Annotated in this window: 17 protein-coding genes; 8 read left to right on the forward strand and 9 right to left on the reverse strand. The window is 60.7% G+C overall.

Features of this window, described 5'->3' with window-relative positions; translation table 11 throughout:
- The first annotated feature begins 51 nt into the window (after window positions 1–51).
- Entirely contained in the window at window positions 52–1,149 is a 1,098-nt protein-coding gene (locus J2X66_RS00400; RefSeq protein WP_310259416.1) for a polyamine ABC transporter substrate-binding protein, read from the forward strand.
- 153 nt (window positions 1,150–1,302) lie between these two features.
- Here J2X66_RS00400 and thpR read toward each other — a convergent pair whose 3' ends face one another.
- Window positions 1,303–1,842, reverse strand: a complete 540-nt coding sequence (thpR, locus tag J2X66_RS00405) for an RNA 2',3'-cyclic phosphodiesterase (protein ID WP_310259419.1) — start codon at window positions 1,840–1,842, stop codon at window positions 1,303–1,305.
- Window positions 1,843–1,903: 61 nt separating this feature from the next.
- Here thpR and J2X66_RS00410 point away from each other — a divergent pair, with 61 nt between their 5' ends.
- Window positions 1,904–2,098, forward strand: coding sequence for a hypothetical protein (locus tag J2X66_RS00410; RefSeq protein WP_027925274.1), 195 nt, complete (start codon window positions 1,904–1,906; stop codon window positions 2,096–2,098).
- 15 nt (window positions 2,099–2,113) lie between these two features.
- Here J2X66_RS00410 and J2X66_RS00415 read toward each other — a convergent pair whose 3' ends face one another.
- Both J2X66_RS00415 and J2X66_RS00420 read right to left on the reverse strand, forming a co-directional pair.
- Window positions 2,114–2,467, reverse strand: coding sequence for a DUF1428 domain-containing protein (locus tag J2X66_RS00415; RefSeq protein ID WP_310259423.1), 354 nt, complete (start codon window positions 2,465–2,467; stop codon window positions 2,114–2,116).
- Window positions 2,468–2,469: 2 nt separating this feature from the next.
- Window positions 2,470–3,555 carry a hypothetical protein gene (locus tag J2X66_RS00420; protein WP_310259426.1) on the reverse strand — a complete coding sequence of 362 codons (1,086 nt, stop codon included), beginning with the start codon at window positions 3,553–3,555 and terminating at the stop codon, window positions 2,470–2,472.
- 325 nt (window positions 3,556–3,880) lie between these two features.
- Between J2X66_RS00420 and J2X66_RS00425 the strand changes: the two genes are divergently transcribed.
- Window positions 3,881–4,150, forward strand: coding sequence for a hypothetical protein (locus J2X66_RS00425; RefSeq protein WP_310259429.1), 270 nt, complete (start codon window positions 3,881–3,883; stop codon window positions 4,148–4,150).
- Here the strand turns inward: J2X66_RS00425 and J2X66_RS00430 are convergent.
- Genes J2X66_RS00430 through J2X66_RS00440 form a run of 3 tightly spaced genes read right to left on the reverse strand, consistent with a single transcriptional unit; the run spans window position 4,147 to window position 6,938 of the window.
- Window positions 4,147–4,785: a glutaminyl-peptide cyclotransferase gene (locus J2X66_RS00430; protein WP_310259432.1), complete on the reverse strand. Its 639-nt coding sequence runs from the start codon at window positions 4,783–4,785 to the stop codon at window positions 4,147–4,149. The genes J2X66_RS00425 and J2X66_RS00430 overlap by 4 nt on opposite strands.
- A gap of 36 nt (window positions 4,786–4,821) precedes the next feature.
- The gene (locus J2X66_RS00435; protein WP_310259435.1) at window positions 4,822–6,033 is read right to left on the reverse strand and encodes a helix-turn-helix domain-containing protein; all 1,212 of its coding nucleotides are present in this window, start codon (window positions 6,031–6,033) and stop codon (window positions 4,822–4,824) included.
- Window positions 6,034–6,089: 56 nt separating this feature from the next.
- The gene (locus J2X66_RS00440; protein WP_310259437.1) at window positions 6,090–6,938 is read right to left on the reverse strand and encodes an AraC family transcriptional regulator; all 849 of its coding nucleotides are present in this window, start codon (window positions 6,936–6,938) and stop codon (window positions 6,090–6,092) included.
- A gap of 135 nt (window positions 6,939–7,073) precedes the next feature.
- On the opposite strand from J2X66_RS00440, the gene J2X66_RS00445 reads away from it, so the two are divergent.
- The 3 genes from J2X66_RS00445 (at window position 7,074) to J2X66_RS00455 (ending at window position 8,421) form a co-directional block, all read left to right on the forward strand.
- On the forward strand, window positions 7,074–7,592 hold the full coding sequence (locus J2X66_RS00445) for a carboxymuconolactone decarboxylase family protein (protein ID WP_310259439.1): 519 nt from the start codon (window positions 7,074–7,076) through the stop codon (window positions 7,590–7,592).
- 30 nt (window positions 7,593–7,622) lie between these two features.
- Window positions 7,623–7,874 carry a glutaredoxin 3 gene (gene grxC / locus J2X66_RS00450; RefSeq protein WP_140668959.1) on the forward strand — a complete coding sequence of 84 codons (252 nt, stop codon included), beginning with the start codon at window positions 7,623–7,625 and terminating at the stop codon, window positions 7,872–7,874.
- A gap of 115 nt (window positions 7,875–7,989) precedes the next feature.
- Window positions 7,990–8,421: a nuclear transport factor 2 family protein gene (locus J2X66_RS00455; protein ID WP_310259445.1), complete on the forward strand. Its 432-nt coding sequence runs from the start codon at window positions 7,990–7,992 to the stop codon at window positions 8,419–8,421.
- 63 nt (window positions 8,422–8,484) lie between these two features.
- Here the strand turns inward: J2X66_RS00455 and J2X66_RS00460 are convergent, their stop codons facing one another.
- Window positions 8,485–9,687 carry an NAD(P)/FAD-dependent oxidoreductase gene (locus J2X66_RS00460; RefSeq protein WP_310259448.1) on the reverse strand — a complete coding sequence of 401 codons (1,203 nt, stop codon included), beginning with the start codon at window positions 9,685–9,687 and terminating at the stop codon, window positions 8,485–8,487.
- Window positions 9,688–9,933: 246 nt separating this feature from the next.
- Between J2X66_RS00460 and J2X66_RS00465 the strand changes: the two genes are divergently transcribed.
- Together J2X66_RS00465 and J2X66_RS00470 are read left to right on the forward strand one after the other, a co-directional pair.
- Window positions 9,934–10,503 carry an Rrf2 family transcriptional regulator gene (locus J2X66_RS00465; protein ID WP_310259450.1) on the forward strand — a complete coding sequence of 190 codons (570 nt, stop codon included), beginning with the start codon at window positions 9,934–9,936 and terminating at the stop codon, window positions 10,501–10,503.
- Window positions 10,504–10,552: 49 nt separating this feature from the next.
- Entirely contained in the window at window positions 10,553–10,954 is a 402-nt protein-coding gene (locus tag J2X66_RS00470) for a hypothetical protein (RefSeq protein WP_310259453.1), read from the forward strand.
- Between the two features lie 43 nt (window positions 10,955–10,997).
- On the opposite strand, the gene J2X66_RS00475 is transcribed toward J2X66_RS00470, so the two are convergent.
- Complete coding sequence (locus J2X66_RS00475) at window positions 10,998–11,735, reverse strand: hypothetical protein (protein ID WP_310259455.1); 738 nt, start codon at window positions 11,733–11,735, stop codon at window positions 10,998–11,000.
- A gap of 16 nt (window positions 11,736–11,751) precedes the next feature.
- Entirely contained in the window at window positions 11,752–12,570 is an 819-nt protein-coding gene (locus J2X66_RS00480) for a DUF2092 domain-containing protein (RefSeq protein ID WP_310259458.1), read from the reverse strand.
- Between the last annotated feature and the right edge of the window lie 231 nt (window positions 12,571–12,801).

The raw sequence follows: 12,801 nt of genomic DNA on the forward strand, positions 1-12,801 counted from the left end.
CTCCCTCGCCACAGGTTTTGTGTTCTAAATAAAAAGAATGGAGTTGTACCGATGAAAATGTTTGGCAGGACTCTGCTGACACTGTCCTTATTGGGCGCGATGGCTACCGGCGCCCAGGCCAATGACAAGGTACTGCGCGTCTACAACTGGTCGGATTACATCGCCCCGGACACCGTCAAGAAGTTCGAAGACGAGACCGGCATCCGCGTGACCTACGATGTGTTCGACAGCAATGAAACCCTTGAGGCACGCCTGCTCGCAGGCAAATCCGGCTACGACATTGTTGTGCCGTCCAACAGTTTCCTGGCCAAGCAGATCAAGGCTGGCGTCTATCAGACGCTGGACAAATCGAAGCTGCCGAACTGGAAAAACCTCAACCCGGTCCTGCTGAAAAATGCGTCCGCCAGCGATCCGGATAACGCTCACGCCTTCCCGTACATGTGGGGCTCGATCGGCATCGGTTTCAACCCGGCCAAGGTCAAGGAAGTGCTCGGCGCCCATGCACCGACCAACTCCTGGGACTTGCTGTTCAAACCGGAAAACGCGGAAAAGCTGAAAGCCTGTGGCATCAGCTTCCTCGATTCGCCTACGGAAATGCTCCCCGCCGCCCTGCACTACCTGGGCTACCCGGTGAACTCGCAGGACAAAGGCCAGATCGCCGAAGCTGAAGCGCTGTTCATGAAGATTCGCCCGTCGGTGGCGTATTTCCATTCGTCGAAATACATCTCCGACCTGGCCAACGGCAACATCTGCGTGGCGGTCGGTTATTCCGGCGACGTCTTGCAAGCCAAGGCCCGCGCGCAGGAATCGGGCAACGCGGTGAAGATCGACTACAGCATCCCGAAAGAAGGCGCCGGCAGTTTCTATGACATGGTCGCCATTCCCCGGGACGCGGCGAACGTCGAGAACGCCTACCTGTTCATGAACTTCCTGATGCGCCCGGACATCATTGCCGAGATCACTAACAACATCGGCTACAGCAACGCCAACGCGGCGGCGACGCCGTTGGTGGATGAAGCGATTCGCGACGATCCGGGTTCGTATCCGCCGCAAGCCGTGATGGCGACGCTGTATGCGATTCCGGACATGCCGATCGGGATTCAGCGGGTGATGACCCGGGGCTGGACGCGGGTCAAGCTCGGGAAGTAATCGCTGAATGTAAGACCGCCATCGCAACACAAGACTCAACCGTTTTCCGTTCCCGCAGCGCCTTACCACCGCTGCACGCTCCCTGCAGCAGAACGGCCTCACCTGGCTTCCTCGGTTAAGGTGAATTTGGGCGCCCTCCTCGGGCGCCTTTTTTTAGTCGGGCACCAGCGGCCATTCGGCCAATGCCCGATAACGCCCCTTATGCGATTCAAACAGCACAAAACGATCCGCCCGCAGAAAAAAATCCGGCGGCGTCGCGGACTCAGGCACCGGCACCCGATAGTCACGCATCAAGGTCAAATGCGGCCGAAACTCCTTCGCCGTTTCCTCCAGCCCAAACGGCAACATCGCCTGCTCCAACGCATACACCAGCCGCAACAACTGCGGCGGCGCCTGCTCCGGCGCGAGCACCAACACCCCGGCCCTGCGCCACACATCCAGCCGATCAAGCAGCACCCTCAACGCCACACCCGGTACGTGAACCTTGGCGGCGGCCGTGCAGATCTCGCCGATCTGCGCCACGCCGACAGAACCCAAAAACAACAACGTCAGGTGAAAGTTAGCCGCCGGCACCGGCCGCCCGTTGCGCAGTTCAAGTGCGCCGCGCCACTGGGCAATCGCCTTGCGTTGTTCGGGCGGGCAGTTCAGCGCAAAAAACAGCCGTTTGAGCGGTTCATGGGATTCGTCGTTCATGCCTGGCACCTCCTGACATGCACGTTATAGTTGAACCAACCGAAAACAACGGGAGGGGGCCATGCGGCAGATCATCAGCAAAGAGCCATGGTGGGCGATGCCACCGCAACCGGGGCAGGATGAATCCGAGCTGGAATGGGGCTGGCTGGTTCACTATAGCGAAGGTGAGCCACGTTTCGAGTTCGTCAGGGAGCGGCCGACGGATGACGAAATCCGTCATCGCAAGAGTTGCCGGATCACCCCGAGCGCGGAGTGATCCGGTGGGGTTGTGTCAGGACTGATAGAGGATGTTGAAGCCGCCGAAGATCATGCGCTGACCATCGAACGGCATTGAATTGACGTCCGGTTGCATGCGCGGGTCGGCCATCATTTTTTGCATGCCGGCGTTACGGGTCGCTTTGTCTGGCCAGATGACCCAGGAAAACACCACGGTTTCGTCTTCCTTGAGTTTCACCGCCATCGGAAACGAAGTCACTTTGCCGTCCGGCACATCGTCGCCCCAGCACTCAACAATGCTCAAGGCACCGTTCTCCTTGAAAATCGCGCTGGTGAGCTCGGCGTGCTTTTTGAATTGCTCGCGCTTGGCGGTCGGTACGGCAATCACACAGCCATCGACATAAGACATGGTCATTCTCCTGCGGGGGGTTGAGGGTCGATCTGCTGGTTAGTCGATTGCGTCGGGCTCCAATCGACCTCACCGCCGGGCGAACCGACCGACGGTGGTGCGGCGGTTGCCGCCAGGTTGCCCTCGATCTGACCTGCCATGTAGAGCGTCCCCGCCATCACGCCGGTCGTCGGATTCTGCACCAGCTTCAGCCAGGCCTTGTCGAACGTGTTGCCCAGGCTGCTGCGAATCAGCGCCTCGCTGTCGGGGCGGTCGGCGGCCTGAATGAGCGCACGAATCCCGGCTACGCCGACGGTAATCAAGCCCCCGGCCAGCTTGCCGGCCGCTGCGGCCACGGCGCTGGCCGCCCCGCGCGGGGCCATTTCCGCCTCCATGCGCTGACTGGCGCGCTTGGCCACAGGCGCCATGGCGGTGTCGGTCGAGCCGACGCCCTTGTCGCCGCCAGCCTTGTGAATCTTGTCGATCAGTGCGGCGTACGCCGGCAGAGAGCTCAGCGGTTCCGTACGGACGACTTGGTAAAGCGAAGCATTGCGCGCGGGTGGCGGCCCGAGGGCGATAGCGGGGATTTTCTGGATTCGGCCATTGAGCTGGGCTATGGGAATGCCATGACGCTGGGAAATTTTCTGCAACTCTTCCTGAAGAATGTCCACGTAAAACGCCGTGGCCTGGCCGAGAATCGCATCGGGATCAATTTCTACCGCCACCGGCGCCAGCACGCGTTGCTGGTACTGTTCCAGCAAATACTCTGCCAGGCGCTTGGCAGAGGCATCCTGTTCGCCCTTGGCGCTGATGGTGTACCAGCTGACCTTCATCGACAGCCATTCCTGGGTCCAGTAGCTGCTGAACCAGGGGATGAAGTTTTCTTCGGTCAGTTGGTAGACGCGAGTGCGCCAGTAGTCCATGGCTCCGCGCGAGTAGATTCGGGTCTGTTCGGTGGCCGATTGAGAGGCTTCGACGATTTCGCGATCCACCTGGTGCCACGTGCTGTCGGACACCACTACAACCCGCTCCACCACGGGCGCACGCACAGGCATGGCGCACCCCGCCAACACCACCAACACGGCGACGATCAGCGAACGCAGGTTCAAGATCGCGGTTTCCTACAGTCGCCCTTGGGCAGAATGCCCGGAACTCAAAGGCCTATTGGTTTGAGTATAGGTAGCGCTGTTTGTTCGCCGGGGTGGGATGGCAGGTTTTAGAACCCCATCATTAATGTTGATATTCACCATCGCGACGAATGCCTTCCGCAATAAACCCCTCTGGCGCACGATCACTCCATCGCAACTCAACGCCCACATCGGAGGGCCACATCATGTTGATCCATCTCCTGACCTGCCTGGCCCTGACGGCCGTTTCGCTGACCCTGTTTTCCCGTTTCTTCCTGGACATCGGTCAGACCGAGGAGCAACCATCATGATCCACTCCGTGAGCCTTTCCGTGAGCTTCCCGGTGTTCGGCAACAACTACTACGCGCAGCAATTCGTGTCGCGCAAAGAGCTTTCACTGGTGTTTGACGAAAATTTCGAAGCGTTGCTGATGCCGGCAGCCGCCAACCACTTCAACAACGAAGTGGTCGGCCTCAACGATCAGTTCCGCTTTCTCAATGACGTGCTGGTTGAACACCTGCTGGAGATCGAACTGGCCCAACGTGCGCCCCGTTCGTCACGTCAGTTTACGTTCTAGGAAGCCACGGGCCGGCGTACGGCCCGCACCTTTGCGCTGTTGCCCCCGCCGCAGAAAAACAGCTTGCCACCGTCCGACTCAAGACCTGATACCCCCACGCCTGGTGGCATGTCGACAGCCTCCAGGACCTTGCCGGTGATCGGGTCGATCCGCCGCAACTCACTCTGATCCTCCTCCCACGTGCCGTGCCACAGATCGCCGTCCACCCAGGTCACGCCGGTGACAAAACGGTTGGACTCGATGGTGCGCAGAATGGCCCCGGTGTCGGGGTTGATCTGATGAATCCTGCGCGCCCGATACTGGCCAACCCACAGCGTGCCCTCCGCCCACGTCAGCCCCGAATCGGTGCCCGCGCCGGGCGCCGGAATCGTGGCCAGCACACGGCCGCTTTGGGGATCGATCTTGTTGATGTGTTCTCCGGCAATCTGGAACAGATGCTCGCCGTCAAACGCGGTTCCCGCGTCTGCGGTGATATCCAGCGAACGCAGCGGCTTGCCACTGTCCGGGTCGAGGGCGTTGAGTTTTTCGCCAGACGCGAACCAGATGTGCTGGCCGTCAAACGAGACGCCGTGAACGCTGTGGACGCCGGGAAACGGGCCGTATTCACGGATGATTTCAGCAGTTGAACGTTTCATGGTTGCATCCTCTTCACTGGGTGTGTGGAGTGGAGCCTAATCACCCGGCAACAAAGCCGTGAGTAACAAAGTCGTCGCGAATCCCGGCATCGGTGGCATCATCCAGCGACGTGCGCGGCCACGGCCAAACGCCTGCACTTTGCCGGCGACCGCCAGCGAATCAAGCGCCCGTTGCACACTGCGCTGACCCATGCCCAGCGCCATCGCCAGTGCCGAACTCGACCACGACTCGCCGTCCGCCAAAAACGCCAACAGCGCCGCGTGCTGTTCTTCAACCGGTCGCGCCAGCACAATGACGTCCGGCGACATCAGTGCAAAGCCGCGCTTCGTCGCGGTGATCGCGGCCAGTGGTCGAAGCGCCGCACGCAGCCGTCCGACTTCGACGCGCAATCGCGCGCGGTGGGAGTCGTCACTGAGTTTCAAGCGAAAAGCGTAGGCGATGAGTGCCTCGCGGGGAACATCGCGCGGCCAGGCTTCGGCCAGCATCCGGGCGAGGGAGAACAAAACCGGGCGCTTGGCCAGCGACACCGACATACCGGCGCCGCGCACCGTGTAACGACACGCGTCGACCACCAGCGATGTTGAGGTCAGCAGCGCTTCAATTTCATCCAGCAGCAACGGTCGCGCCTCGCCTCGGCTGATTAACCGGGCAGCGGGAGCGTTGAGGGCATGAGCGACGCTCTCGACTTCTGCGCTCAGCGCCGGGATCCCCGCCTCGCCCGCGAAGCGTTCGGCCCGTTCCAATGCAGACCGCGCCTTTTTGATCTCCATTCGGCGCATGGCGATGCCGGCCACCAACAATTCATGGGCGGCGCGCAAGGCTGGCGGCAAGGGCGCAGGGTCCAGCTGGGCGAGTCGATCCTCGACCTGATCGAGATGACCGATCAACAATAAACGCCGAATCTCCAGATAGCGCGCGTGAGCCGCGTTCACCCAATCGCCATGGGCTTCCAGCGTTGCCCGCGCGGCGTCGAGAGCCTTTTCCGGCCAGCTCAAATCGCGAGAGGCCAGGGCAATTTCGGCCTCCGCCACCACACAGCGGGCTCGGGCCATGGGCTCTTTGGGACCAAATGCGCGCGCGGCCCGTTTGACCAATGCCTTGGCCCGCTCCAGATCGCCGAGCTGCGCCATGGCGATACCGCGCAGTGCCAGCGCCGACGCATCTTCGCGCAGGGCCACCCGGTTCAACGCCCCGAGGGGATCACCCGCGGCCAATGCACGCGCGGCGGCGGTGATCAGTGAGTCCATGTGAATCGCGCCACGGTGGTCACTCCCTTCGTTGGATGTCCGCTGGTTAGTCTATCTCACGATTCTGAAACCCTGTGGCGAGTGCGTTTGCCGGCCTGCGTCCACTCGCGCGGGCTGACCCCGGTTTTTCGGCGAAACGCCCGGGCCAGTGCCGAGGGGCTTTCGTAGCCGACCTCATCGGCGATCAGCGCAATCGACTTGCCTTCGCGCAAGCGTTTCTGCGCCAGGCTGATGCGCCAGTTAACGAGATAGTCGACCGGTGTCTGCCCTACCACCCGACGAAAATGCTCGGCAAAGCTGGCGCGGGACATGTTCGCCGCCGCTGACAGTTCGGCCACAGTCCAGGACTTTTGCGGCGCGTCGTGCATCAGGCTCATGGCCCGTGCCAGTCGCAAATCGGCGAGGCCGGCCATCATGCCGGGGCTCTGTTCGCGGTCGCTGAGGATATGCCGCAGCAGCTGGATCACCAGTAATTCGAACAGTCGATCCATCATCGCTTCACGGCCACAGATGCCGCCGAAGGCTTCGCTGAATAGCCAATCCAGAGTACCGGCCATCGTCGGAATACTGTCGAGTTTGAGCAGCAGGAAATCCGGCAGCGCGGCCGCCAAGGCATTGCCGGCACCCCCGTCGAAATCCAGCGATGCGCACACCAGCTGGGCGCCCGAGGCTTCGCTGGCGAATAGACGGTGACGGTAGGGTCGCGGGAAAAATATCAGCGTCGGTTCGGTGAGCACCTGGTCGGGCTCATCGGCCAATTTCAGCGTCACTTCGCCGGCCTGCAACAGGTGAAGGTGGCCAGTGGACTGGTCACCATCAAACACCACGGAGCCGCAAAAATGCCCGCTGTAGAAGCTCCCGGCACTGACGCCGAAGTGGGTGAGTAACGTGGACAAGCGATCCATGGAACGGCTCCCGGGTGAACATCTGGACGATCTGTCGCATATCCTCGACGATTTGCACCCTAAAAGCCAGCGTCGCCCCATAGCATAGACCCCGTACCCAGCGCACACCGCGCTTGAATCGACGGAGCAATACCCATGAGCCGCATCACCGCCCTGAGCCTCGAACACGCTACTGACACCACCCGCCCACTGCTGGAAGGCGTACAGAAAAAAATCGGCTTTTTGCCGAATGTCTTCAAAACCCTGGCGCACGCCCCTGCGGTACTGGCGGCCTACCTGCAACAAAGCGCGACGCTGGGCAAAACATCCCTGAGCGCGACGGAAAAAGAAGTGGTGTTCCTGGCCACCTCGCAAGTCAACGGCTGCGATTACTGTCTGGCGGCGCACACGCTGTTTGCCGGTAAAGCCGGGCTGTCTGCGCAAGACATACTCAGTGCCCGACATGGCCAACTGAATGCCTACGCCACCCTCGCCCAACAAATTACCGAAAGCCGTGGCCACCTCAGCCTCGAACAACTCGACGCCGCACGGGCAGCCGGCATCACCGACGCCAAGATCGTCGAAGTAGTGGGCCACATCGCAGCACAAACCCTGACCAACTACCTCAACAACCTCGCCCTCACCGAGATTGACTTCCCCGCCATCGATGCGTAAGCGCGGCCACTAAATTCAGGAGTATCGACGATGAACAACGTGACGATCTACACCACCGACACCTGCCCCTATTGCCGCAACGCCAAGGCGCTGCTGGCCAGTAAAGGCATCGCGGCCGAGGAAATAAACGTCCAGTCCAGCCCCGGCAAGTTCGAGGAAATGCTCAGCCGCAGCGGTCGACGCAGCGTGCCGCAGATTTTCATCGGCGACACCCATGTTGGCGGCTTCGATGACCTGGCCAAGCTGGATCGTCAGGGCGGTTTGCTGTCGATGCTGGCCTGAAACCCGCTGCCCGTGCACGACCTGGAAGACGGGGCGTGCCGGGTATTCTCTAAATTCTTTATAGGTTGTACGATGACCGACGAGTCACCCTTCCCATAACAACAAGGAAACACCTATGAAGAACGTCAAATTACTGGTCGGTTTTCTATGCCTCTTCAGTGGCTACGTCGCCGCCGCCCCGGCGCTGGGCGAGAAAGAGGTCGCCAGCGCCGTCGACCATCTAACACAAGCCATGCTGCACAAGAACATTTCCGAACTTAAAGCCCTGACCGCCGAGAACCTGACCTACGGGCATTCCAGCGGCAAGGTTCAGGACAAGACTGACTTCATCGCCGACATCGAAACCGGCAAAAGCGCGTTCAAAACCCTGGAAATGCAAAACCAGACCATCAACGTCTCCGGCGATGTAGCACTGGTGCGCAATCATTTCTCGGCACAAGCGCTCAAGGGCACCGAAGTGATCCCGACCGAAATCGAGAACTTCCAGATTTGGCAGAAGAAGGATGGCAAATGGCTGCTGGTTGGCCGCCAGGCGTTCCGCATCTAACTTTCCATAGATAAAAAAATCCCGCTCAAGGTCGCTTGAGCGGGATTTTTCATTGGGACGCTATCAAGCCACCGGAATCATCGGATCCGCTGCGGCCAATGCGGCGGCACGATCAGCGGCCGGTGGGTAGATCCACACGGTGTTGATCTGCGTCTTCAGGTTTTTACCTTCCTGCTTGACCAGTTTGATTTGACGATCCCAACCCTCGGTATAGACCGCGCCCCAAGCGCCCAGGTCCAGGCACGTCACGTACTTGGGCTGGCTGTACGGCGTCGGGTCCACGCCCAGGATCTGCGCCGCCACGTTGTTACCGGCGTGACGCCCCAGCGAGATGGCGTGCTGGCAGGTCATCATCGCGAAGTTGCCGATGTCGTCACAGGCCGCGTAAGCCACATCACCCGTGGCAAAGATGTCGTCCTGGCCGATGACTTTCAGATGGCTGTCCACGTGCAGACGGCCTTGGCCATCACGCTCGGCAGGGATTTGCTCGGTCAGCGAGCTGGCGCGCACACCGGTGGTCCAGACCACGGTTTTGGCCTCGATGCGCTGGCCGTCGGCCAGGGTCACACCGTTCGCGTCGACCGCCGCCACCGACGACTTCACGCGCCATTTCACCCCCAGTTCAGTGCTCGCCTCGGCAATTGACTGGCTGATTTCAGCCCCCATCGAAGCCCCGACCTTCTCGCCACGGTCGATGATGATCACTTCAATGTCGGCGCCCTCACCGAGAATTGCCCGCAGACGCGCCGGCATTTCCGTCGCCGTTTCAATCCCGGTGAAACCGCCGCCAGCGACGACCACGGTATTGCGGGCTTTACTTTCTGGCTGGTTGGCCAGGGATTTGAGGTGGTTTTCCAGACGCACGGCGTGTTCGATCTGGTCCACATCAAAGGCATGCTCGGACACGCCCGGGGTGTTCGCCTGGGCCAGACGGCTGCCGGTCGCCAGAACGAGTTTGTCGTAGCTGAGGCTCTGGCGGGTGCCTGAAGCATCGGTGTAACCGACACTTTTCTGCTGCACGTCGATGGTCTCTGCGGCGCCCTTGACGAACTTCACACCGACCGCATCGAACAGCTCACCGAGCGGTGCAGCCAGTTGATGAGCATTCGGTTCGTAAAAGCGCGGACGCACGCGCAGCTCGGCCTGAGGCGCCAGTACCGTGACCTCTACGCCGTTGTGATCATGCAGGTCGAACAGGCGTGTAGCGCTCAACGCCGTCCACATGCCGCCGAAACCTGCGCCGATGACCAGAATGTGCTGTTTCATGGTTTTAACTCCGAGGATGACCAAAGACTGAACTCGTTGCCGAGCTGATAACGGCGACTATAGTGATCCGAGTTACAGTATGCAAGATCCTTTTTCCATGGTTGTCATCATCCACTTCGATACCTCGAAAACCCCGACAACAGCTTTTATCTATAAGCAACACAGGGCAGACAGGGACAAACATGCATTCTTGCCCGCCTCACCATCGGCTGATAACATTGGCGACTCATTCAGTCGGAGATCCCGATGTCTCTTTACAGTGCGGGCGTTGAATACGGCATTCATTGCCTGATTTTTCTGGTAGGCGATTACGGCGACAGCCGTGAGGCGAGCGTGCGCGACCTCGCCGAACTGCAAGGCGTGCCGCTGGATTACCTGGCGAAGATCTTCACCCGTCTGGCCAAGGCCAAACTGGTAGTGGCCACCGAAGGCGTGCGCGGCGGGTTCAAACTGGCGCGGCCGGCGGACGAAATCAGCGTGCTGGATATCGTCAACGCCATCGATGGCAAGAAACTGATCTTCGATTGCCGCGAGATTCGCGGGCGTTGCGCCTTGTTCGACGGCGCCCCACCGACATGGGCCCTCGACGGTCCTTGCTCGGTACACGCAGTGATGATGACCGCGCAAAAACGCATGGAAGAGGCGCTCGCCCAGCAGACCATTCTCGACCTCGCCAGAAGAGTCGGACGCAAGGCCCCGGCCGAATTCGGCGAGCAGTTGAACACCTGGATGAGTGATCGGCGGGAAAAGAAAACCGCCAGCAGTGTGGCGGTTGAGGACCCGCAGATCATCCCGACGACCGATCTCTCGGACTGACGATTCAGCTATGGGCAAAGCGGATTGGAGCGCTCTATGATTAGGGCCCATGACGACCCCTGTTTCGATCCGCACCCCCTGCCCGCCCGGCGCCTGCACCTGCGGGCGTGACCCGCTGCTGGAAACGCCGGGGGCGGACGTGCGCATCCTGTTTCTGACCCGCCCGGAAGAAAAGCGCCTGCTCGACCGCCTGGAAAACCTCCAGAGCCTGGCCGACCTCGAACGCCTGCAACAGCGGATGTTCGAGCAACTGGGCATCCGCGTCGAGATCACCCCCAGCTTCAATGAAGTGCGAACCATGCGCGGCATCGGCATCACCCTCGGCGAGCAGCCCGGGCTGTGCCGCAGAACCCGCCAGTCAATCCCCGCTGCCATTCGCCGTGGCCTTGAGAAGCGCCCGGAAATCGCCTACGACATCCTCAACGCCAACGATTTGTTGCGGGACGCCTGACTGTCGCGGCGCAATTCAGGAATCCAATGACCGAGCAACGCGATCACGGGGGTGTCACCACGGTGTAATACACCCCGTTGGCGCCATAGGCGGGTTGCAACCAGGCATTGCCGCATTGGTAGTACGTGTTCTGGGAAAAAGTCTGCAAATGACATCCGGGAGGCAGGCTGGCATAGGTTTGGCCCAAGGGCATGCTCGGCGGTCCTGAAGCAACCATCCCGGCGTTATAGCCAGCGCTAAAATCGTCGGCGTCGGCATTCTCGTCGGCCACCGTTCCTGCAGCCTCACCCACCGCCACGCCCGTCGCAACGGCGGCTGCCGGATTGACTCCGCCGCCGCAGTAATAACAGCCGCTGCTGGCGATCACAGCGGCGGGCGGATGATAGTAGGCCGTCCCGTAAGGAACTGACTGGTAAGCGCCTCCCCCATAAGCGGGGCCCCGGTAAGCCGTCGTGCCATAACCGTCGGCGTGGTCGCCATAAGCGTTGGCGCCATTTTCACCTTGTGCATGCCAGGCCCCCTCCCCGCCGGACGCTGTTCCACCTTCGGCCCCCGTGCCCGACCAGGACCCATCGCCACCGGACGCCGAGCCGCCGCGATCGGTTTCGCCACTCCAACTGCCATCGCCGCCCGAAGCCGAGCCGAATTCGCCGGATCGACTCCATGACCCCCCTCCGCCGTATCCCCCTCCAAAACGACCGGCGTGAGACCAGGCTACCGCCTCGTTACACACCAGCGCGGCGACTAGCAGCCCCGCGAACTTCAAGGTAGATCTGTTCATGATTCAACCTCCTCGTTCAGGGTTTTGTGACCGGCTCTTTAACGCCTTGCGGGGCACGAAGGCTGGGTGGCGGGGCAAACTTGATACGGTGCGCCGATTCGATCTGGTCGGGTTTGAAGAACGTCGCAGGCATCGCCGAACTGAGCTTCCAGTCACTGAAATCGACCTGATGCCGGGATCGGCTCGGGTCATCGAGAAACTCTGCCCGCAACCGGCGCGGGAGCTTGTCCTCGGTACCGATCCAGGCTTGGACGAACACGGTGTCGCTGGTGTAGGCAATCACATCAGTGGTGGTGTCGCCGACCACCGTGGACTGGCCGACGTAAAACGCCATACGCATGTCCCTGGACAAGTCTTTATACGGATCAGCAACGATCACGTCGGTAAACGGAAAATAGATGGCGGCGCGCTTATACGCAGCCTCCAGCGTTGCATCGATGGTCGGCGGCGCATCGACTTGTGCAAGCAGGTTGTCTTTTCGCTCATAGGCATAAGCTTGCTTGCCGTCGTAATAAAACTCGGTGGCCGGACCGTCGCCCGAAGTCAAGACACGCAGGCGATCCGGGCGCTGTTCATTGACCAGCGCCACCGTGCTGTAGGCCAGGGCCGGCCCCAGCCGGCTGGGCTTTTCGTAGGTGGTCACGGCTTTGAAACTCAGACCCTGAGTGCTGGTCAGCCGGGCGCTCATGGCCTTGAGAACATCCAGCGCTTTGGGCTCCAACTGCGCCGTCGGTGCATCGACGGCTGGTGTCTGGCCGGCATACAACGGGGGCGTGAACGCCGCGATGACAACGCTGATCGAGAGCCAGCGAACAGGCTGTTGGCGGGTGGGCATCGGATGTTCTCCGCAGAGAGAGGTCAGGCGTTGAACGCCTCGTGACGGATGTGACGTCGCCTATCAGCAAAGCCCAGTTTTATGGCATCCGCCATTCCATCGAAAAAATAGCGGGCCGAAACGAACGTAAACAATCAGCGAAGTCAACAATTGCTGGATATTTGGCAATTGCTACCTACGCTCTCCGCAGAGGTATATGGATTTCGAGAGCCGGTGAGCGCTGGCCGGCTG

The sequence above is a fragment of the Pseudomonas sp. 3296 genome (assembly GCF_031456615.1).
Taxonomy (GTDB): Bacteria; Pseudomonadota; Gammaproteobacteria; order Pseudomonadales; family Pseudomonadaceae; genus Aquipseudomonas; species Aquipseudomonas mucoides.